Source organism: Pedobacter hiemivivus, from assembly GCF_005144565.1.
Classification (GTDB): domain Bacteria; phylum Bacteroidota; class Bacteroidia; order Sphingobacteriales; family Sphingobacteriaceae; genus Pedobacter; species Pedobacter hiemivivus.
Genome location: NZ_SWDX01000008.1, coordinates 207108 through 227424 on the forward strand (window position 1 = coordinate 207108; position 20317 = coordinate 227424).

Sequence of the window (20317 nt, forward strand, 5' to 3'; positions counted from 1 at the left end):
AAGAAATAGATTATGAAATTATATAATATTGCACTTATCACTTTTATATCCCTGGTTTTTTTGGGTTGTAAAAAGTACGCTGATGATTATAAATCTTTCCTGGACAATAAAGAGGTCAAATATTCGGGAAAGATTCAGAACCCAGGCTACAATACGGGTAACTTACGGGCGGAATTATTCTGGCACCCAAGTCCCGATCCAAGTATTGTCAAATATGTTATTTCCTGGAACAACGGTGAAAATACAATGGAGATAGCCGCCACCACGCACAACCCCACAGATCTGGTAAAGGTGATCGTGCCTAACCTTAATGAATATGTTTATGCTTTTTTGGTGGTGTCTTATGATAGCGAAGGCAATAAATCTGTTGCAACCGCAATTAACAATGTAAGGGTCTATGGTTCGACTTATATTAACACCCTGCTAAACCGAGGTGTAAATGTGAGTGAACCGTATAGATTTTTATCCGATGGTTCACTGCAGTTAAACTTTAACAAAAGGGATACGATGAACGTGGCGACAACCATACGTTATACCAATGTAGCAAATGCAATAGAAGAGCGGCAGCTATTGGCGGATAACAACTCGATTTTGATCCCGAATTATAAACCTGGTACAGCAGTTCAATACCGGTCTTCTTATATTCCTGAAGTCGGATCCATTGATAACTTTAACGTAACACAGTTTTCGAATTTTCCGACCATCATTAAAATTACAGAACTGGACAAATCACTATTCAGGTCGTTTAAACTGCCTACAGATATTAGTGACGAATATGGGTGGAAACTGGAGAATTTGTGGGATAACAATAATGGTACGGGCGGTGGAGATCCAGCAGGCTTCCATACAGGGGGATCTGGACTGCCGCAGTCATTTACAATTGACATGGGACAAACCGTTAAGCTTGACAATTTCAGGCTTTGGCAGCGCGATAATGCTTTGTATAACAGTGCTAATCTTAAAATTTTTGAAGTATGGGGCAGCAGCAGTCCAAATCCGAACGGTAGTTTTGACAGCAGCTGGACAAAGATGGGCACCTTTACTTCGGTTAAGCCTTCGGGTTTGCCGACAGGACAACTTACCGATGCAGACCGTGCATTTGCAAGAGCTGGTGAAAAGTTTACTTTCTCATCGTCGATACCACAAGTAAAATATTTGCGGTTTAAAGTGCTGGAAACATGGGGCGGAGCTAATTATATTCACCTTTTAGAATTATCGTTTTATAAAAACGAGTAAGCATCCTGAATGATTTTCAGTTAAAACATTCATTGCCATTCCTGAATGATTAGGTCACATTGTGGTGTAATCATTCAGGAATTGTATTTCTTAAACTTTTCTTTTTACAAATCAATAGTTACAATACAAATGAATAAGATCTCAAAGCGTTGGTGGGGTAATGTGGGTGATGGTGATGTTTATCTTTTTAAAATGATTAATCAGAAAGGCGCATTTGTAGAGATCAGCAATTACGGTGCTACTCTTATTTCTGTTCATACACATGACAAGGACGGTATCCTTGGAAATATTATTCTTGGCTTTCCACTATTGCGAGGTTATGTCAACGATCAAAATTATATAGGGGCAACAGTGGGGCGTTTTGCGAACAGGATAGCCAATGCAAGTTTTAGTTTAGATGGAAAGATATTTAAGCTGGAGCAAAATGATGGGCCAAATCATAACCATGGCGGTAGTGCGGGTTTTCATAAAAAGACGTTTGCATACGAAATAAATGGAGATGCACTGATATTTAGTTTGTTGAGTGCAGATGGGAATGGTGGTTTTCCTGGCAATCTGAAGGCGCAGGTCCATTACCGTTGGACTGATGATAATGAATTAAAAATAGATTATTTTGGAGAAACAGATCAGGATACACTGTTTAATCTTACCAATCATAGTTATTTTAATCTTTCAGCTGGAAAAGGTCATATTTTTGAACATCACCTTCATATTTATGCAGATCAAATTGTAGAAGCGGGCACTGATTACATTTCAACCGGGAAAATTATAGCTGCAGATGATACAAATACATTTTCTGATTGTAAAATTGGGGATAAATTGTTGCAGTCCGATGGAAAAATTAAAGGTTTAAATACTTGTTATGCACTGGATTTTGAAAGGCAAACTCTTGATCTGCCTGTAGCTGCTCTTCTTGATCCTTTGTCGGGAAGAAAGTTAAGCTTGTATACTTCTTATCCTGGGGTACTACTGTATACCGGTGATTATTTAAATACAACTGATAAAGGGCATAATGGCCGCATTTATAAACCATTTGATGGTGTATGTTTAGAAGCACAATATTTTCCGGACAGCCCGAATCATATATCATTTCCTTCTCCCGTGCTTAAAACCGGGACAACTGCACATCATGCGATTGTCTTCAAATTTGACATACACACAAATAAATCACAATATGAAAATTAAATCACTTTTTTTTATCACTCTTTTATCGCTGGGAAGCCTAGGGGGCTTCGCTGCTGATCGACAATTGCAATTAAAATCGCCTGATGAAAAATTGCTTGTAAATGTCGCTGTCAATAAAGAGATTGTCTATTCGGTTTTGTTTAATAGTAAAGCTGTTTTGTTGCCTTCAACAATTTCCCTCACTTTAGATAAATTAATATTGGGGAATGAATCCATCGTTAAATCAACAAAAACTAACCATAACCATGAATTTAATGAACTGATCATAAATTTTGAAAATTCATTTTCTTTGGTATTCAGGGCATATAATGAAGGAATTGCCTATCGTTTTTTGACTGACTTTAAAGGAGGGGTAAAGGTAATCAGTGAGCAGGCAGATTTTAATTTACCAGGTCAGCCTGCTGCAATCTTACAGCAAACGGATAGTTATACGAGCTGGGAGGGGTCATACATTAAATCGTCCTCTGTAAACGCTATTGCAAATGGGGTAAGAGCTACGACACCTGCTTTATTTGATTATCAAGATGCATCGGTTAAAGTATTGATTGCTGAATCTGACGTATGGGATTATCCGGGAATGTATATTCAGAAGAAAGAAGGAAAGTTTGTTGGTGAATGGGCTAAATATCCTGCTAAAACTGAAATGGGGAGCTGGGGCAATTTTGTTTCAGTAGTAAAACAAAGAGAAAATTTTCTTGCCAGAACTAATGGTAAAAGAGCATATCCGTGGCGGGTGCTGATCATCGCTGATGAAGATAAAGCGCTTTTAAATAATCACCTGATCGCTAAATTGGCGCAACCCGTACTGATCAAGGATATCAAATGGATAAAACCAGGGAAGGCTGCATGGGAGTGGTGGCATGATGCAATGCTCCCTGGGCTTGATATTCCATCGGGAATGGACAACAGAAATACCTTGTTGTATAATTATTACGTGCATTTCGCTGCGACACATCATCTTGAATATCTGATGATTGATGCAGGTTGGTCTGACAATTACGACGTTACGAAAATAAACCCTAAACTGGATATAAAGGAGGTAATAAAGGGTGCAAAAGAGAAGAACGTAGGTATATTTTTATGGTGTGTAGCATCTACCATTATGAAGGATCTGGATAAAAGTCTGGATTTTATTCAATCTTTGGGAGCTGTTGGTATAAAAGTAGATTTTTTTGATCGTGATGATCAGCTGGCTATGCAATGGATGGAACAAATTGCGAAAGCAGCGGCTAAAAGGAAGCTTATGGTTAACTTTCATGGTTGTACCAAACCTTCTGGGATGGAGGTGACTTATCCGAATATTGTAAACTATGAAGCCGTTAGAGGGGCGGAATCTGATAAGTGGGATTATTCTATCAATCCTGATCACCATCTTATCATTCCTTTTATCAGAATGCTGGCCGGGCCAATGGATTATACGCCTGGTGCAATGAGAAATAAAACCAAAGCTGATTTTAAACCTATCGACCCAGGTTTACCTTCAGGACAAGGAACAAGGTGTCATGAACTGGCTATGTTTGTTATTTATAATCAGACCTTTGCTATGCTGGCTGATTCTCCTGTAGAATATATGAAGTACCCGGATATCATGAATTATTTATCAAGGGTGCCTACGGTATTTGATGAAACCAAACCACTTGCCGGAAAAATAGGGGAATATGCTATAATAGCTAAAAGAAAAGGCCAGGAATGGTTTGTAGGGGCAATGACAAACTGGACCGAAAGATCTATTCCTATGGACTTTAGATTTTTACCTGCTGGAAAAAGTTATACTGCCGAGATCTATACGGATAATGAAGATGCAAATCTTAACGCAGAACGGTATGACTATAAGTCAGTTAAAGTTAATAGTAACACAAAGTTGGATTTGAAAATGGCTTCTGGGGGTGGTGCGGCCATTTATATTCATCCATAAAGATTATAAACCGTCATGGTTTTAAAATCCATCTTTTAGAAATTATAATCTATTGGCTTTAATGAACAAAAATCTCAATTTTATTTCAATCAAATATAGACAAAATGAACAAAGAACCAGAAGCATTTAATAGCGGTTATATTATTGGCATTTCCTTCATATCGGCTTTGGGTGGATACCTTTTTGGATTTGATTTCGCTGTTATATCCGGCGCATTGCCTTTTTTAAGAACGCAATTTATGCTTGATCCTGTATGGGAGGGATTCCTGACCGGGTCTTTGGCTTTGGGATGTATAGTAGGCTGTCTTTTAGCTGGCAATCTTGCTGACAAATATGGCCGGAAACCAGGCCTCATGCTTGCCGCAATTATATTTGCGATCTCCTCTGTTGGTATTGCACTTTCATCCGGCCTCACCTTATTTGTAGTGATGCGATTTGCTGCCGGAATAGGTGTGGGAATGGCCTCTATGCTTTGTCCGATGTACATAGCAGAGGTGTCGCCCGCCAAAGTAAGGGGGAGGAATGTTGCCATCAACCAGTTAACGGTGGTTATCGGTATCCTTGTTACAAATCTGGTCAATTATTTTCTGGCTGACACCGGGCCGGATGCCTGGAGATGGATGTTTGGCTTGGGTACTGTACCTTCTGTCATCTTCCTGATAGGCGTGATTTGGCTCCCCGAAAGTCCGCGCTGGTTGTTAAAAGATGGACAGGATGAGCAGGCTAGGAAGGTATTAAATAAAATAGGTTCAGTTACGTTTATGGAAAACACGACTGAAGCTATACGCAAATCGCTTACAGGTAATACTAAACAGTCTTACAAAGACGTATTTCATAAAAGTGTCCGCCCGGCTGTAGCTATCGGGATTACGCTGGCTGTCTTTCAGCAATTTTGCGGGATCAATGTGGTGTTCAATTATACTTCTACCATTTTCGAGTCTGTAGGAGCTAACCTGGACAGACAGTTGTTTGAAACTGTGGCCATCGGAATTGTAAACCTTGTTTTTACCATATTGGCTATGTGGCAGGTCGATAAGCTTGGTCGCCGTCCGCTGATGCTAATTGGATCTTTAGGTCTGTCTGTAGTATATATTATTCTGGCTTTTATGCTGCAAAATCATTATCCGGCAGGCATGGTTTCCATTTTTGTATTACTGGCCATCAGTATGTATGCTATTTCGCTGGCCCCGGTAACCTGGGTATTGATATCGGAAATTTTTCCCAATAAGATCAGAGGTGTCGCATCTTCTGTGGCTATCGTTTCACTATGGGGTGCTTACTTTATTTTGGTATTCACTTTTCCCATCCTCGCCAAAAAGCTGGGGGCATACGGACCTTTTTACCTATACGCAGTGATCTGCTTCCTGGGGTTTCTGTTTGTACTTAGAAAAGTAAAGGAAACTAAAGGGCAGACGCTGGAAGAATTGGAAGATAACCTGATCAGACATTAATGTTCCTTTCGCAGCTTTAAGCCGGGTTTGATAAATATAAAATTATCCGGGCTAGCGCATTTATGGGCGGAGGATAAGCGCAAAATAGTACATCATTATTATACCAAATAAACAATGAAGACATTACAAGTAAACGTTTGGGAAGAGGAGGTTATGATACCAACTTATGGTATAGGTAAGCCCGAAAAGAATCCTATGTTCTTTGAAAAACGCATTTACCAGGGAAGCAGCGGGGTAGTGTACCCAAATCCTGTTATTGAAAAGATCTATGATGAAAAAGTAGACAAGTCATATAGGGGGTTGTTTTTAGAGAATGAATACCTGAAGATCATGATCCTACCTGAACTTGGTGGCAGGATCCAGATGGCATATGATAAAATAAAACAAAGACATTTCATCTATTACAACCAGGTGATCAAACCTGCCTTGGTAGGGCTTACAGGTCCATGGATCTCAGGTGGTATAGAATTTAACTGGCCTCAGCACCATCGCCCGAGTACATTTGCGCCTATTGATTACAAGATTGAGGAAAATGAAGACGGAAGTAAAACGGTGTGGGTAAATGAGGTGGAGCAAATGTTTCATACCAAAGGACTGGCTGGTTTTACTTTACATCCGGACAAGGCTTATATAGAAATCAAAGCCAAATTGCTCAACCGGTCCAGTCTGCCGCAAACATTCTTATGGTGGGCCAATCCGGCAGTTAAGGTCAATGACTACTATCAATCTGTGTTTCCTCCCGATGTAAATGCTGTATATGATCATGGTAAACGTGACGTGTCTACTTTTCCAATTGCTACAGGAACTTATTATAAAGTCGATTATTCTCCGGGCACAGACATCTCGATGTACAAGAATATTCCGGTTCCGACGTCGTATATGGCCATCAATTCAGATTATGATTTTGTAGGTGGCTATGAGCATGATTCAAAGGCAGGCCTGCTTCATGTGGCGAATCACCATGTTTCTCCGGGTAAAAAACAATGGACCTGGGGACACAGTGATTTTGGACAGGCATGGGATAGAAATCTGACCGACGAAGACGGGCCTTATATAGAACTCATGACCGGTATGTTTACTGATAATCAGCCTGATTTTACCTGGTTAATGCCAAATGAAGAGAAATCCTTTACACAGTACTTTATGCCTTACAGGGATCTTGGCGTGGTCAAGAATGCAACTAAGGATGTCTTACTGGCCTTTGATACAAAAGGGAATCTGGTCGAACTAAAAATTTATGTGACTTCTTTTCAAAAGCACATCAATATTCGTCTCAGTTATTTGGGAAAGGAGTTGTTTAAAGAACAGATCAGTATCGATCCAAAAGAAGTGTATAGCCGTACGGTTAATATTCCTGAGGGAGTAAAAGAAAACAAATTACTACTGGTGATCACTTCTGAAAAAGGTAAGGAACTGCTTAGGTATGAAGCTGCATGCAATAAGATCAATGAGATTCCTGAGCCAGCAAAACCTGCAGTAGCACCGGAAGATACTGACAATAATGAACAATTATTTCTGACTGGCCAGCATCTGGAACAATATCGACACGCCACTTATAGTCCGGTACCATATTACGAAGAAGCATTAAAACGGGATCCGAAGGATATCCGTTGTAACAATGCACTAGGATTATGGTATTTGCGAAGAGGGAAGTTTGCTAAAAGTGAGGATTTTTTTAGAAAAGCGATAGCAACCAGCATACAGCGAAACCCAAATCCTTATGATACCGAAGCTTATTATAATCTGGGCTTGTGTTTGATGTTCCAGGATCAGCCAGATGAAGCCTATAAAGCTTTTTACAAGTCTACCTGGAGCAATGCCTGGAAAGACAGTGGTTATTTTTCCGTAGCTCAGATTGATTTAGCCAGGGGCGACGATCAACTGGCACTTGAACACATCAATCTGGCACTGGATTTTAATGCGAATAACAGCAAGGCTTATGTAGTTAAGGCTGCGGCCTACAGAAAAACCAGTCAGTACGACAAAGCAATTGCGGTTTCGCTGGCTGCACTGGAAAGAGATCCTTTTAATCTTGGTTCATTATACGAGCTTTCTCTGGTTTACGGATCAACCGGTAAACCTGCCGAATGCGGTAATGCACTGGATGAGCTGATCAGATTGTCGAGAGGATATGAACAAAACTTTATTGCCTATGCGTTGGATTATGCGGCTGCTGGGTTATATCATGAAGCGGCGGATTTGCTTGGTCACGCGATTAAAGGAAACTCAACGCATCCTTTGGTTTATTATCACCTGGCATCATTCAGCCATTATTCAGGAAATGCAGTGCAGGCATCAAAATGGCTTGAAAAGGCGGCTTCTGCAGATTCTTATCTTTGTTTTCCAAACAGGTTAGAGGAGATCAAAGTATTGGAGTTGGCCATCAAACTTAATCCGGAGGATTCCAAAGCGCCTTATTATCTAGGTAATTTGTTCTATGATAAACGCCAGTATATTGATGCGATCAGTAACTGGGAGAATTCTGCAAAAGCCGGCGATAGCTTCCCGACTGTCTGGAGAAATCTTGGGATTGCTTATTTCAATAAGCTTCAGGATCAGCAAAAGGCATTGCTGTGCTTTGAAAAAGCCTTTGAACTTGACCCAACAGACGACCGTGTATTGATGGAGCTTCATCAGCTTTACAAACGATTAAACCGTAAGCCGGAGGAGCGTTTAAAATTTATAGAGCAAAATTATGAAGCTGTATTACAGCGTGATGATGTTTACCTGGAATTGATTTCAATCCATAATTTTATGGGTAATCCTACCAAAGCAATGCAGTTGCTGGGCGACAGAAAATTTCATCCATGGGAAGGTGGTGAAGGTAAAGCTTCTGGACAGTATGTATTTGCACTGATCCAAACAGCAGGCATAATGATTAGGGACGGGTATTATAATCGGGCTATTGAAATATTAAATCAGGCGCAGGTTTATCCGCATAACCTGGGTGAAGGGAAGTTGCATGGGACACAGGAAAACGATATATTTTACCTGATGGGCTGCGCCTTTGATGAACTTGGACAGCATGAGCAAGCTATGGAATGTTACCAAAAGGCGACCATCGGGAGTACAGAACCTTCTGCAGCTATTTTTTATAACGATCAGCAACCGGATAAAATTTTCTATCAGGGGCTGGCGTGGAAAAAATTGGGAGAACTGGAGAAGTCTGATCTGATTTTTAACCGCCTGGTTAATTACGGCCAGGAGCATTTAAATGACAGCGTAAAAATTGATTATTTCGCTGTTTCACTACCTAATATGCTGATTTTTGAAGATGACCTGGACATAAGGAATAAGATCCATTGCAACTTTATCATCGGGCTCGGCCAGTTGGGACTCGGAGCAGAAGATGAGGCCAGGAAATCATTTTTAAAGGTATTGAGTCTCGATGCAGAACATGCGGGGGCAAAACAACATCTGGAAATCTCTAAACAAATCACAAATTTCACCAGTTAGTTTTTTTACTAATATGAATCGCAATACAAAACTATGCTATACTTATGCGCCCTTATTGTTTATTTTAATAACCTTTAGTGCATTAAATACCGCAGCCCAAACGACTATTCAAATAGAAACAAAAAGCAACGCCTTGGTATTACAGGCTGATGCAAAAGGAAATCTGGGTACCATATACTTCGGTAAAAAGTTGTCCAGTCCAGCTGAATATAATCTGATTCCTTCTGTGTATAAACAGTCAGATGATTATACCGGCGTTTTGAGCTCGGCTTATACACCTTCGGGATCAAGAAATCTATTTGAACCTGCAATCAGTGTAACCCATGCAGACGGCAATAATTCCCTTGATCTGCAGTATGTGAGCCATAAGGTGGAAAAAATAGCAGATGATGTTTCGCAGACAAGTGTGCTTTTAAAGGATCCGGCGTATAATTTTGAGGTAATCCTTTATTACAAAACCTATTTTGCCGATGATATAGTAGAGCAGTGGAGTGTAATTAAACATAAAGAAAAAGGCAATGTGCTGCTTAATAAGTTTGCTTCGGCTAATCTGTACTTGAGAGCTGGCAGTTATTACCTGAAACAGTACTATGGGGATTGGGCCAAAGAAATGCGTTCTGAGGAAACAAAAATTACCCATGGGATCAAAACGCTGGATTCTAAACTGGGTACACGCGCCAATCTATTCCAGCCTTCTGTGTTTATGATTTCTCTGGACAGACCTGCTACGGAAGACGAAGGAACTGTGCTTTATGGAGCACTGGAGTATAGTGGCAATTTTAGAACCGATATAGAACTGGACAATCTGGACAATCTGAAGATCATTTCAGGCATGAATAATTTTGCTTCTGCTTATACTTTAAAGCCCGGCGAAGTATTTACAACTCCGGCATTTTTATATACCCTGTCAAGCACAGGTAAGGGAAATGCCAGCAGGAATATGCACAACTGGGCCAGAAATTATAAGATTCTTGATGGTAAAGGCCAAAGACTGACTTTATTGAATAACTGGGAAGCTACGTATTTTGATTTTAACGAAAGTAAACTGTTTGAATTGTTGAAGGACACTAAAAAATTGGGTGTGGATATGTTCTTACTGGATGACGGTTGGTTTGCCAACAAATATCCGCGTAATGGTGACGTTGCCGGACTAGGTGATTGGGAAGAAAATAGAACCAAACTTCCAAACGGGATATCATCACTGGTGAAGGAGGCAAAGGACAATGGCGTAAAATTTGGCATCTGGATAGAGCCGGAGATGATAAATCCTAAAAGTAATCTGTATGAAAAACATCCCGATTGGGTCGTTAAACAGCCGGCGAGGAAAGAATATTACTTCAGAAATCAGCTTGTGCTGGACCTTACTAATTCCAAGGTACAGGATTTTGTCTTCGGCGTAGTTGATGACCTTTTTACTAAAAATCCGGACCTTGCCTATCTTAAATGGGACTGTAATGCCGTAATTTATAATGCGTATTCTGCTACTATAGGTAATCAGAATCATTTTTACATCGAATATATGCGTGGACTTTACAAAGTACTGGAAAGAATCCGTGCCAAATATCCTGATGTGCCGATGATGCTTTGTTCAGGTGGTGGCGGCCGTGTGGATTATGCGGCGTTAAAATACTTTACGGAGTTTTGGCCAAGTGACAACACCGATCCTTTGGAACGCATTTTTATCCAGTGGGAAAACTCTTATTTCTATCCTTCAATTACCTCATCAAATCATGTTACGGATTGGGGTAAGCAGTCCATCAAGTTTCGTACTGATGTGGCCATGATGGGTAAACTGGGCTTTGATATTGTGATCGGCCATTTGAAGGATAATGATCTGAAATATGTGCAGGACGCGGTGAAAACTTATAATGCTATAAAGCCAGTTATCTGGCAGGGAGACCAGTACCGACTGGCCGATCCGCGTGAAAATAGCGTGGCTTCGATGTCATACGTCAATACAGATAAAACTAAGGCATTGATGTTTAATTATCTGGTTAGTAACAGGTACGATGAAGGCAGCAAATTTCCAATCAAACTTAAAGGATTGGATAAAGCAAAAAAATATAGCATTAAAGAACTGAATGTTTATCCGGGGACCAATTCATCTATTGACAGTTCCAAAAGCTATACGGGAGATTTTCTAATGACAGTGGGATTTAATCCTGTTGTAAATTCGGGAAGGACCAGCGTGGTATTGCAAATAGAGGAGAATAAATAGCTGCTAGCTGCTGAAGTCAATTAGCTTCGTTATAAGCGATTTAAGTAAGGGCTGGACCTTCTTTTCTATATATTTATAAATGATAAAGGAAAAAAGGATCATGACTATGGTGACAGCTGCTAAAAGAATATATTTATTTATATGGTTGCCCCAAATCATAAAAGCACCTATTCCAAACCCGTGTATAAGATAAAGGGGGTAAGTTAGTACACCTAATTGAGCTACCTGTTTTAATTTGGAGAAGTCCAGTTTTTGTAACGCTGATAGCAGGAAAAAAAGGTAAAGTATTGTAACGATTATTATCATTATGTAACTGCGGTATGCATTTGCATCGTGATAATAATTGTTCATGTCTTCCATAATGACGATATCGTGCTTGATATTCAATAGGTAACATACAGTCAGTAAGAGATAAATTTTCCAGGCTGATGCATATTTAATACGTAGCAAATAGCACAACATACCTGCAATAAAGCAACAGCTGTACTTAGGCATCAGTAAAAAGTAGAAAGCATTACTGGCGGTATGCGGACCTGCGATAAAGGTGTAACCCAACCACAATAATATAATAGGCAAAAGGTTCTTCCAAAACTTAAGTGCAGCGATCAGCAGGATGATAAAATAAAAGCCAATCTCATAAGTAAGGGTCCAGAAAACCCCGTTTAGATCTGGCTTGCCAAAAAAGCCTTGTAACATTGTTAAGTTATAGGCTAGCAGCTTAAAATTTGCAACAGGAACTCCCGGTTGTGTTATTTTTCCAAAATATAAAATAGCGAAAGTAAGCAGACAGGCTGTCCAAAAGGCAGGATATAGTCTTGTTACCCTTGAAACAAAAAAATATTTTGGGGATTTATTCATGGAAGACATTAGTACAACATAGCCGCTGATCATAAAGAAGGCATCTACCCCGAGATACCCGTATCGTAACAACTTGTCTATGCCAAATTCGGGTGTTGAATGTATCCTTGTTGCGAAAAAAGTATAATGGTAAAACAGTACTGACAATGCCGCCAGAAACCGCATAAGATCTAATTCATAGAAACGGAAATGGTTAAACGGTACATAATGATCTCTATTTTCCATAGGGTAATATTAAGGAATATACTAATAAAAAAACGCTCCATTTGGAGCGTTTTTTTATTAGTCATTACGATGATTATTAAAATCTTTTTAGAATTTAACAGTATCTAGATTCTTGTCAACCAAGACGCCATCAATCGCTTTAAGATCAAATTTCACTTTCCGTTTCGCTTTCAATTTCAATATAAATAGATCTCCATTGCCTTCTAAGGCCTCTTTGTTTCCTAAGTTTACAAACGTTGGATATAAGGCTTTATTTCCGTTCGTATGCAGTCTGTCATAGGTTAGGTTCTCCAGATGCTTCATGTTCAATGTTTGGACTCCTACAAACTCATAATCCTGTGGATTGTATGGCAATGCAAAACTTAAAGCATTAACAGATTTAAGGTCTGTGCCTTTCACTTTAACTTCGATGATTTCACCCTTGTTATAGGTCTGTTTATCTGTACTGATATTCAATTTACCAGCTACTTTATCTATTTTAAGGTTACCAAACCCACCGTCGAGCTGTGTGGCGACCACCGAAATGTCGTAAGCGTCGATCAGGTTGTTTTTATTGATATCACCATTGCTGATATACCCTTCAAAGTCGGCATCACCTTTTCTCAACCCCGTGTAATTGGTATAAGACGTCAGGTCATTTCTGTCAATCAAACGGTCATTGTTAATGTCTCCAGGGAGATAACTTTCTGTTCCAGGAACTTTGAACACATATAATTCACGACCTGAACCAAAACCGCCCACACCATCGGTAATCGCAATTTTAAGGTAACGCGCTGATGGATGGTCAGCGAAATTGAATATTTTAACCTCATCATTGTTTGCCCATTCAAAAGAGCCTGCTGTGGTCCATATTTCTTTATTGTTACTGTAGAATACCTGGCCTTTCAATAATATGCCATTTCCTTTTCCTATACGAGGCAGGTAATGGAATTTATCCAGCTGATGGATTGATTTTAGATCAAGAACCACATCAAAAGGCACCGATTTTGTACCCCATTTCGTATGCCACATGTTGCCTTCATCGAAATCAAACAATTTTCCGATGTTGGATCCTCCTTGATTTTCGGCTGTGGTTTTGGCAACAATTCCCTGGATTGCAAACTCCAGCGGGTTAGATTTAGTAGTTGCCTTGATTTCTGTCCAATCCGAATGCCCATCTTTATTTACTGCACGTAGTTTAAAAGAATAAGCTGTTTCTGCAGTTAATCCGTCAAATAACAGCGTGGTGTCTTTGATGGTGGTATAATGCATATCATTAAAATCTATTTCATAGAAATCGGCATGATCAACCTTTTTCCATGTTGGTTTCAGGGTATAAGCTTCCGTATTATTGGCCGTGATCTGGGCATTAACAGGGGGAGTTAATTTTCCAGAAGAGATCAATTGTTTATTTGCCGGTTCATATTTGAATCCTTCAATACTGAGGTTTATCGCATTTGTCGTAATGTCGGTAGCACCAAGTTTTACCAGAAGCTGAGGGTTCTTGGTGATGGCAACTTTTTCAAATTCGCTTCCTTTGGTCGCAAACTTATTTAAGTTGGGAGCCGCATCGTAGAAGTATACATTTTCCTTCTTTAGAAAGTCATCCATTGAATTTACTTCGGTCAGTTTGGCGTTATTTCCCCCGATTTTAGCGGATATTTTCTTCGGTTTTGCCGTTACATTTATTTTAAACTCAGTGGTTTTTTCTTTTACGAAACCATCGAAATCACCCTTTGAAGGATGAATGGTAACGACTGCAGTGTTCTTCTGCTCAACCTCAGCTTCGATTAAGGTCGATACACCCTTTCCTAATTTGTATTGTTCTGTTATTCCATCATCATCATATTCTGTAAACGAACTCTTTGCCGATGGATAAATTTCATAAGTACGAACTCCCTTGTTGATCTCCTTGACATTATTGTTCGGATTTGTCATTGGAATAATTGCGCCGCCCTTTACAAACACGGGAAGTTTCCATATTGGGGCATCGAAGTTGTTTAAGATACTGTTCCCGACATATTTTTCTCCTGTGAAGTAATCAATCCAAACCCCTTCCGGTAAATAGATTCCGTTGCGGATGTCATTGCCTTTCTCATCTGATTTAGTCGCCTTATAGATTGGGGCAACCAAAAAATTAGGGCCATATAGGAATTGATATTGAGTTGCAGTTCCTTTGGTATAGGCATTCGGATATTCAAGGAACATCGCCCTGATCATCGGTAAACCTGTCACCGCCTCCCTGGCAACGCTATAGGCATAGGGCATCAATTCAGATTTAAGCTTTAAATAGGTTCGGTTGATGGATGTGATTGGCTCGCCTAATGCCTGTGGATACTTCTCGTTAGATCCCCAGCCATCCATGTTCAATTGCATTGGAGTAAAGGTTTTCCATTGGAAATCTCTGGTATTGACTACTGTGTTTTTACCCCCAAAAATACCATCTACATCCGAAGTAATATTAGGCTGTCCGGATAAACCAGAGCCCAAATACGTCGGGATATGAAACCGAATATATTCCCATACGCCCCCGGTTTGGTCGCCCGACCAAATACCTGCGTACCTTTGTGTACCGGCCCAGCCATCTAAGGATATAATGAAAGGTCTGCTGTTGTTTCCTTGATTAGACATGATTTGAGCCACATCTGTCACTCCGTTAAGTCCAAATGAATATCCAGCACCTACCCAGGCTACATCTGTTTTTAATACGCGGACTCCGGCATCCTTTACCTCTTTTAGGATATCTCTTTGCAATAAAGCACTAACTTCAGGTTTTGGATGAAGATCGGACTGTGTCCACAATCCAATTTCGATACCATTTTTCCGGGCGTAATCGCCTAAACTTTTCAGGTTTTGAATATTTCCATCTAAAGTTTCTGTTTGCCCATAACCGGCGCCATAACCATCATTTGGCAGTATCCAACCGAATGGCATATCGTTCTTTTTATATCGGTCAATAACGGCACGGGCAGAAAATTGATAGTTGTTTTTTTCTCCGTTCAGGGATTCTTTTGTGCCACCATTATCTTTTTGACTCTCTTTGTATCGTTTGCCGTCCTCAAACAAAATTCCTTTTTCATCCTCTTTCCAGAAATCCCGGTTGTAAGCATTTAAGTGCCCTTGGTAAAAACCAAACTTAGGCAACAACACTGGGTTTCCTGTTAGCTGATAGAAACCGTTTAAAAGTGCGGTAGCCCCATCGCCGGTCATGAAAAAAACATCCAGGTAATCCGTTTCGTGCGACAATTTTACCAATCCCTTTTCTTTAGCTCCAAAATCATATTTACCTTTTTTGAAGGTATTCCACATTATGCCATAGCCATTAGAAGACCAATAGTAAGGGGTTGGAGAAGCTACACCTCCATCAGTCCAGCTGTTTTGATTTTCTATTGAAATTGCCTTTCCTTTATGTGAAAACCGACCGTTTTGTACGCCACCACCGTAAAAGTATTCCTGAGGGTTTTCTTTTAATGTCAGCGTTACTGCTGCTTTCTCGAAATTTGTTGGTGTGGTTTCTTCCAGAATAACAGCCTTGGTAACCGGGTTAGTGATTTTTAACAAGGTGGTATTCTTGTCTATCTCAATAATGATCTTATCTGTGGATATTGTAACCAAATTAGCTCCGTCGGTTAGATTTAATTGTGTGACCTGTCTTCTTGGGTTTTCTACCAATATTTTAGCTGCGGGTTTGGCTTCTGGATCCCTCATTGTTCCTCCAGAATTATCTTGAAAAAGTCGGAATATTTGATCGCTATAAAAATCTAATGTCAGTCGTTGATTGTTGGAGAGCAGTACCTCAATCACAGTTGGGCCGACTTTCTTTGCGCTAATGACTTTTTGATTTTGTTGTGTTAGCTGTTGTATGGCAGTTGTTTTTTGTACAGCCCAGGCTGATGCATCAGAAATCAGTAAGGGGAAAGCTAGTGCAAGCAATGCTGTGCGTTGAAGTTTAGATCGGCAAAATATTTTCATCATTTTGGTTTATTGGCTAATTGCGATGGAATTTATGTAAATAGATTTTGGTTTATACGCAACGTAAAGTTATAAAATGTAGTAAAGTAAGCGGTGTATGTGCTTAGGTAAACACCGCGCAAACGTTTGCAATCCATTAATAATGACGCTCTCAGATTGAACACAACAAACATATTATCTCAAAAATTATCACAAGAATGGGAAATCATGTAAATTGCGGGAAAATCAACTATGAGCACAATAAACGTTATTCCGGAATACAAAGATTTTACTGAGTTTTACACTCAAGCAGTTCTTCCTTATAAAGAGCAAAATCCAACTCATATTCGACTAGACGGAAAAATGCTGGGAAGTACGAGAAATGTCTCGGCATATTTTTGGTATTTGGGCCAGAAATGGAAAGTTGATGCAGATACTTATATCGATCGTTTGAAACTAGCTTATGAAGCTTGTAAGGCAAGCGATGAACCTTTCGTAATCAAACACACCAGAGATAAAAAAGGAGATTGCTTGGAGATTAAGGGCCAGCCGATCAGAAATAAGAAGTTCTACGTTTATAAAGTAGGTTAGAAATGTCATCACACCATATCATCAGAGAAAAACAAGAGCCGGCACTTTACATTCATCAATTCGGTGCTTTTAATGAAGAATATCTAGGGCAGCTATTAGAATGGAGCCCTACTTTGATCGTTAACGATTCTGTTTACGAGAAGGCCATCAGCATGGGCTTAAAGGTTGATGCTGTAGTAAATGCTTCGGGCAATCATACTTTTCAAGAAAACACAAGAGTAATTGAAGTTAAAACAGAAGAGTTGGATGCGGTGTTAGACTTCCTGATTGCAGAGCAATATCAGGCCGTTAATGTGATTGATACAAAAAGTAACTTAAGGGAATTGGGGAGTTATATTTCCGAAATCAATATTGTGGTATTTACAGAAACGGAAAAGGCATATGCCATAAAGTCCGGATTTAAAGTATGGAAGCCCAAAGGCAGCATATTTAAAATCGAGGTGATCTCTTATTTCGAAACCAGCAACCTTAGACAAGAAGAAAATGGTGACTTTGTCGTTATAAATGATGGATTTGTAGAGTTTAACTTTACAACGGAGTACTTATTTATAAGCGAAGTATTATGATTCTTTTAAGAAGCGGAAAGGAAGAGGATATTGAAAGTATCCAGGAGATGGCAAAGAAAACCTGGCCTGCTGCTTATGGCGATATTATTTCGACCAAGCAGATTGAGTATATGCTCGAGAAAATGTACAATAAGGGCGAGTTACTCTCGCAATTGCAAAAAGGCTATACTTTTTTAGTGGCAGAAGAGAATGACTTGGATCTTGGCTTTGCCAGTTTTTCTATTCTAGATTCTACTAACCATATTTATAAACTGCACAAATTATATGTGCTACCCGAAGCGCATGGTAAAGGCCTTGGTAAGCTGCTGATTAATGAAGTCGTAAATATGGTAAGAAAAGCGGGCGGAAAATCGCTGGAACTGAATGTAAACAGAGACAATAAAGCGACTGAATTCTATATAAAAGCAGGCTTTAATATAAAAGAAACCGTTGACCTTGATATCGGTAACGGTTTCCTTATGAATGATTATGTAATGGAAATGGCGATTTAATCGTGCTTTTCTATTAATCTAGGGATCCTGGTTGGGGTATCCGTACCTTTTACAATACTTATCGCGCTAAGCGCAATCGCTTTAACCGTAGCCAGGATATTCTCCGAATCTAGTGTGCTGTACTCATCTTTCACTGTATGATATAACTGATCTGTGTCTATCTGATCGGTACTAATGGTATGTGCCGGAACGCCTAGTGCAGCAAGGGTGGCATTGTCACTTCTGTAAAACAGATTTTGTCTGGTGTATGGATCAGGATGAAAAGTAAAAGGCGTTCCTGCTAGATTTTTCTGAAGGATTTTACCAAAGTCAGACTTGTCAAAGCCAGTAATGAAAGCTGTGTTTTTACCAAACTTGCTTTCCTTTCCGATCATTTCAATGTTAAACATCGTAACTACATCGTCGGGATTCAATTTCTTCGAGAAATGTTTTGAGCCAAAACCGCCCAATTCCTCTGCCGTAAAAGCCACGAAAATTAAAGTGCGTTCGTTGTTGTTTAGCTTTTTATAATACTTTGCCAGGGCAATCATGGCCGTAATGCCGGAAGCATCATCATCTGCGCCGTTGGCTATACTGTCTTGCTCATCTCCCTTCGCTTTTATAATCCCAAGGTGATCGTAATGGCCAGAAAATATAACTAGTTCTTTGGCTTTAGACTTTCCCGGAATTACTCCGACAACGTTAAATAGCGGCTTTCCGTCCATTTCAAAGGACTGTCTAAATCCAGTTTCACCTTCCATTGGTAAGAGTCCGATACTTTTAAACTCTGATTCGATAAATGTTGCAGCTTTATCAATACCGGGACTAAAGGTCGCTCTACCTTCCATCTCGTCGCTACTCAGCGTTTTTATTAGCCTGTCTACGTATTCCTTGTTAATGATTTTGTCGATGTTCTGTGCCCAGGCTAACTGGGTAAATAATAGTGCTAAAAGCGTGTAAACAGTTTTTTTCATTAGTTCAGTTTGATTATGTTGTTTCTAAATGGGGTTAGCTATCCCAATTATGGTGTTTAAGGTCATGGTAAGCCTGTCCTTTTATAATTTCTTTTCGTTTTTCAGTTTCGGTGGAGACTCGTGTTTCCTGTACATCATCAATCACTGTGGTTTCGAACTCTCGGTCCTTGTCCGATTGGTAAATCTGTGTAAGCTCTAAATTCTCTACCGATTTGTCGTACGGCCCTCTACTGCTCATCAATTTTACGAAAACTGGCAGACATTCAAAGAAAATAAATAGCAAACCAATAAATGTAACGGCCAGAGAGGTGCTCATGTCCCTTGTTCCATCTCGGTTAAAGCTCAATTGTCCCAAGGCCCAATTCCTGTCTGCAAACCCGGCTAAGCTAGTTAAGCTATCCAGTTGCTTCCCGGTATATAGTTTCTCGGTCATCAGGCCATCAAACTGCTTGCGGCCATCCACAAACTTCTCCAGGGCACGTACGTCTGCCGTTAAAGTATCTAGTTCCTTTTCCCGTTGCCTTAGCTCTGTTTCCTTTCTTTTGGCGTAGGGGCCATAACCCATCACACCCGATGTTTCGGTCGTTTTATTGCCAAATATCTCAAAGTTGAGTTTCTCCCTGTCGGATTTTATGCCGTTGGCTGTCGAATCCCTCTGTGCTTTGGCCTCATTTAGCTTGCCTAGTTCTATGGCATATTTGTTTTCAAATGCGACATTGAGGGTGTCGATCTGCGAACGTTGGTTGTTCAGGTAGCTTACCTTTAAGCGTTCTTTAATTTCTTTGTCGAATATTTTAAGTTCTAGTGGACGAGAAATTACAATCCCGATCATAATGGCTAGTAAAATACGCGGGGTAGCTTGTAAAATCTGCTTATTGGCACTTGCGCTTTTATTGATGCTGGATACAATATACCTATCCATATTAAAAATGGCCAATCCCCAGATGATGCCAAAAAATACGGCAAAAAGGACAGCTGCGGGATCACCTTTAAAAACAAAGTACATGGCATAGCCACCCGAAAGGGCTGCAAACAGTCCGGTAAAGAATATGGTGGCGCCAATGCCTATATATTTATTGTGCTCAGTTGGGTGTTTTGCCAGGGTCGAAATGTGCGCGCCAGAGCAAAACCAAAAGAAACGAGATATAGAATTCATGATGTAAAAAAACAAAGTTAATAAAGACTTCACTATTAAACGCCCGGGTTATTAAGTTGTTACAGAAATAAATAGGCTATTGTTAG

General features: G+C 39.9%; 13 protein-coding genes. 9 read left to right on the plus strand and 4 right to left on the minus strand.

What is annotated here, in order from left to right:
- The first annotated feature begins 12 nt into the window (after positions 1–12).
- From FBD94_RS19605 to FBD94_RS19630, 6 genes are all read left to right on the plus strand, one after another.
- Positions 13–1236, plus strand: a complete 1224-nt coding sequence (locus FBD94_RS19605; protein WP_131612099.1) for a DUF4998 domain-containing protein — start codon at positions 13–15, stop codon at positions 1234–1236.
- A 129-nt stretch (positions 1237–1365) separates the two neighbouring features.
- Positions 1366–2421, plus strand: a complete 1056-nt coding sequence (locus FBD94_RS19610; protein ID WP_136881452.1) for an aldose epimerase family protein — start codon at positions 1366–1368, stop codon at positions 2419–2421.
- Entirely contained in the window at positions 2411–4336 is a 1926-nt protein-coding gene (locus FBD94_RS19615) for a glycoside hydrolase family 97 protein (RefSeq protein ID WP_169472361.1), read from the plus strand. The genes FBD94_RS19610 and FBD94_RS19615 overlap by 11 nt, the downstream gene beginning before the upstream one ends.
- Before the next feature lie 104 nt (positions 4337–4440).
- Positions 4441–5787: a sugar porter family MFS transporter gene (locus FBD94_RS19620; RefSeq protein ID WP_136881454.1), complete on the plus strand. Its 1347-nt coding sequence runs from the start codon at positions 4441–4443 to the stop codon at positions 5785–5787.
- 114 nt (positions 5788–5901) lie between these two features.
- Complete coding sequence (locus FBD94_RS19625; RefSeq protein ID WP_136881455.1) at positions 5902–9243, plus strand: DUF5107 domain-containing protein; 3342 nt, start codon at positions 5902–5904, stop codon at positions 9241–9243.
- Between the two features lie 13 nt (positions 9244–9256).
- On the plus strand, positions 9257–11461 hold the full coding sequence (locus FBD94_RS19630; protein ID WP_136881456.1) for an alpha-galactosidase: 2205 nt from the start codon (positions 9257–9259) through the stop codon (positions 11459–11461).
- 3 nt (positions 11462–11464) lie between these two features.
- On the opposite strand, the gene FBD94_RS19635 is transcribed toward FBD94_RS19630, so the two are convergent.
- Positions 11465–12544 carry an acyltransferase family protein gene (locus FBD94_RS19635; RefSeq protein WP_136881457.1) on the minus strand — a complete coding sequence of 360 codons (1080 nt, stop codon included), beginning with the start codon at positions 12542–12544 and terminating at the stop codon, positions 11465–11467.
- Between the two features lie 87 nt (positions 12545–12631).
- Entirely contained in the window at positions 12632–16498 is a 3867-nt protein-coding gene (locus FBD94_RS19640; protein ID WP_205945910.1) for a TIM-barrel domain-containing protein, read from the minus strand.
- Positions 16499–16726: 228 nt separating this feature from the next.
- On the opposite strand from FBD94_RS19640, the gene FBD94_RS19645 reads away from it, so the two are divergent.
- The 3 genes from FBD94_RS19645 to FBD94_RS19655 are packed head-to-tail and all read left to right on the plus strand — an operon-like array spanning position 16727 to position 18122.
- Positions 16727–17065, plus strand: coding sequence for a hypothetical protein (locus tag FBD94_RS19645; RefSeq protein WP_136881458.1), 339 nt, complete (start codon positions 16727–16729; stop codon positions 17063–17065).
- Between the two features lie 2 nt (positions 17066–17067).
- Entirely contained in the window at positions 17068–17631 is a 564-nt protein-coding gene (locus FBD94_RS19650; RefSeq protein ID WP_136881459.1) for a thiamine pyrophosphokinase, read from the plus strand.
- Positions 17628–18122 (plus strand): GNAT family N-acetyltransferase, encoded by a 495-nt coding sequence (locus FBD94_RS19655; protein ID WP_136881460.1) that lies wholly within the window; start codon positions 17628–17630, stop codon positions 18120–18122. Before FBD94_RS19650 ends, FBD94_RS19655 begins: the two co-directional genes overlap by 4 nt.
- On the opposite strand, the gene FBD94_RS19660 is transcribed toward FBD94_RS19655, so the two are convergent.
- Together FBD94_RS19660 and FBD94_RS19665 are read right to left on the minus strand one after the other, a co-directional pair.
- Positions 18119–19075 (minus strand): M28 family metallopeptidase, encoded by a 957-nt coding sequence (locus tag FBD94_RS19660; RefSeq protein ID WP_136881461.1) that lies wholly within the window; start codon positions 19073–19075, stop codon positions 18119–18121. The genes FBD94_RS19655 and FBD94_RS19660 overlap by 4 nt on opposite strands.
- 34 nt (positions 19076–19109) lie before the next feature.
- Positions 19110–20231 carry a DUF4407 domain-containing protein gene (locus tag FBD94_RS19665; protein WP_136881462.1) on the minus strand — a complete coding sequence of 374 codons (1122 nt, stop codon included), beginning with the start codon at positions 20229–20231 and terminating at the stop codon, positions 19110–19112.
- Positions 20232–20317 lie beyond the last annotated feature (86 nt).

Coding starts and splice junctions, on each gene's coding strand:
- FBD94_RS19630 (WP_136881456.1), top strand. CDS start 9,257: ATGAATCGCAATACAAAACTATGCTATACTTATGCGCCCTTATTGTTT.
- FBD94_RS19650 (WP_136881459.1), top strand. CDS start 17,068: ATGTCATCACACCATATCATCAGAGAAAAACAAGAGCCGGCACTTTAC.
- FBD94_RS19635 (WP_136881457.1), bottom strand. CDS start 12,544: ATGGAAAATAGAGATCATTATGTACCGTTTAACCATTTCCGTTTCTAT.
- FBD94_RS19625 (WP_136881455.1), top strand. CDS start 5,902: ATGAAGACATTACAAGTAAACGTTTGGGAAGAGGAGGTTATGATACCA.
- FBD94_RS19655 (WP_136881460.1), top strand. CDS start 17,628: ATGATTCTTTTAAGAAGCGGAAAGGAAGAGGATATTGAAAGTATCCAG.
- FBD94_RS19645 (WP_136881458.1), top strand. CDS start 16,727: ATGAGCACAATAAACGTTATTCCGGAATACAAAGATTTTACTGAGTTT.
- FBD94_RS19640 (WP_205945910.1), bottom strand. CDS start 16,498: ATGATGAAAATATTTTGCCGATCTAAACTTCAACGCACAGCATTGCTT.
- FBD94_RS19660 (WP_136881461.1), bottom strand. CDS start 19,075: ATGAAAAAAACTGTTTACACGCTTTTAGCACTATTATTTACCCAGTTA.
- FBD94_RS19610 (WP_136881452.1), top strand. CDS start 1,366: ATGAATAAGATCTCAAAGCGTTGGTGGGGTAATGTGGGTGATGGTGAT.
- FBD94_RS19605 (WP_131612099.1), top strand. CDS start 13: ATGAAATTATATAATATTGCACTTATCACTTTTATATCCCTGGTTTTT.
- FBD94_RS19620 (WP_136881454.1), top strand. CDS start 4,441: ATGAACAAAGAACCAGAAGCATTTAATAGCGGTTATATTATTGGCATT.
- FBD94_RS19615 (WP_169472361.1), top strand. CDS start 2,411: ATGAAAATTAAATCACTTTTTTTTATCACTCTTTTATCGCTGGGAAGC.
- FBD94_RS19665 (WP_136881462.1), bottom strand. CDS start 20,231: ATGAATTCTATATCTCGTTTCTTTTGGTTTTGCTCTGGCGCGCACATT.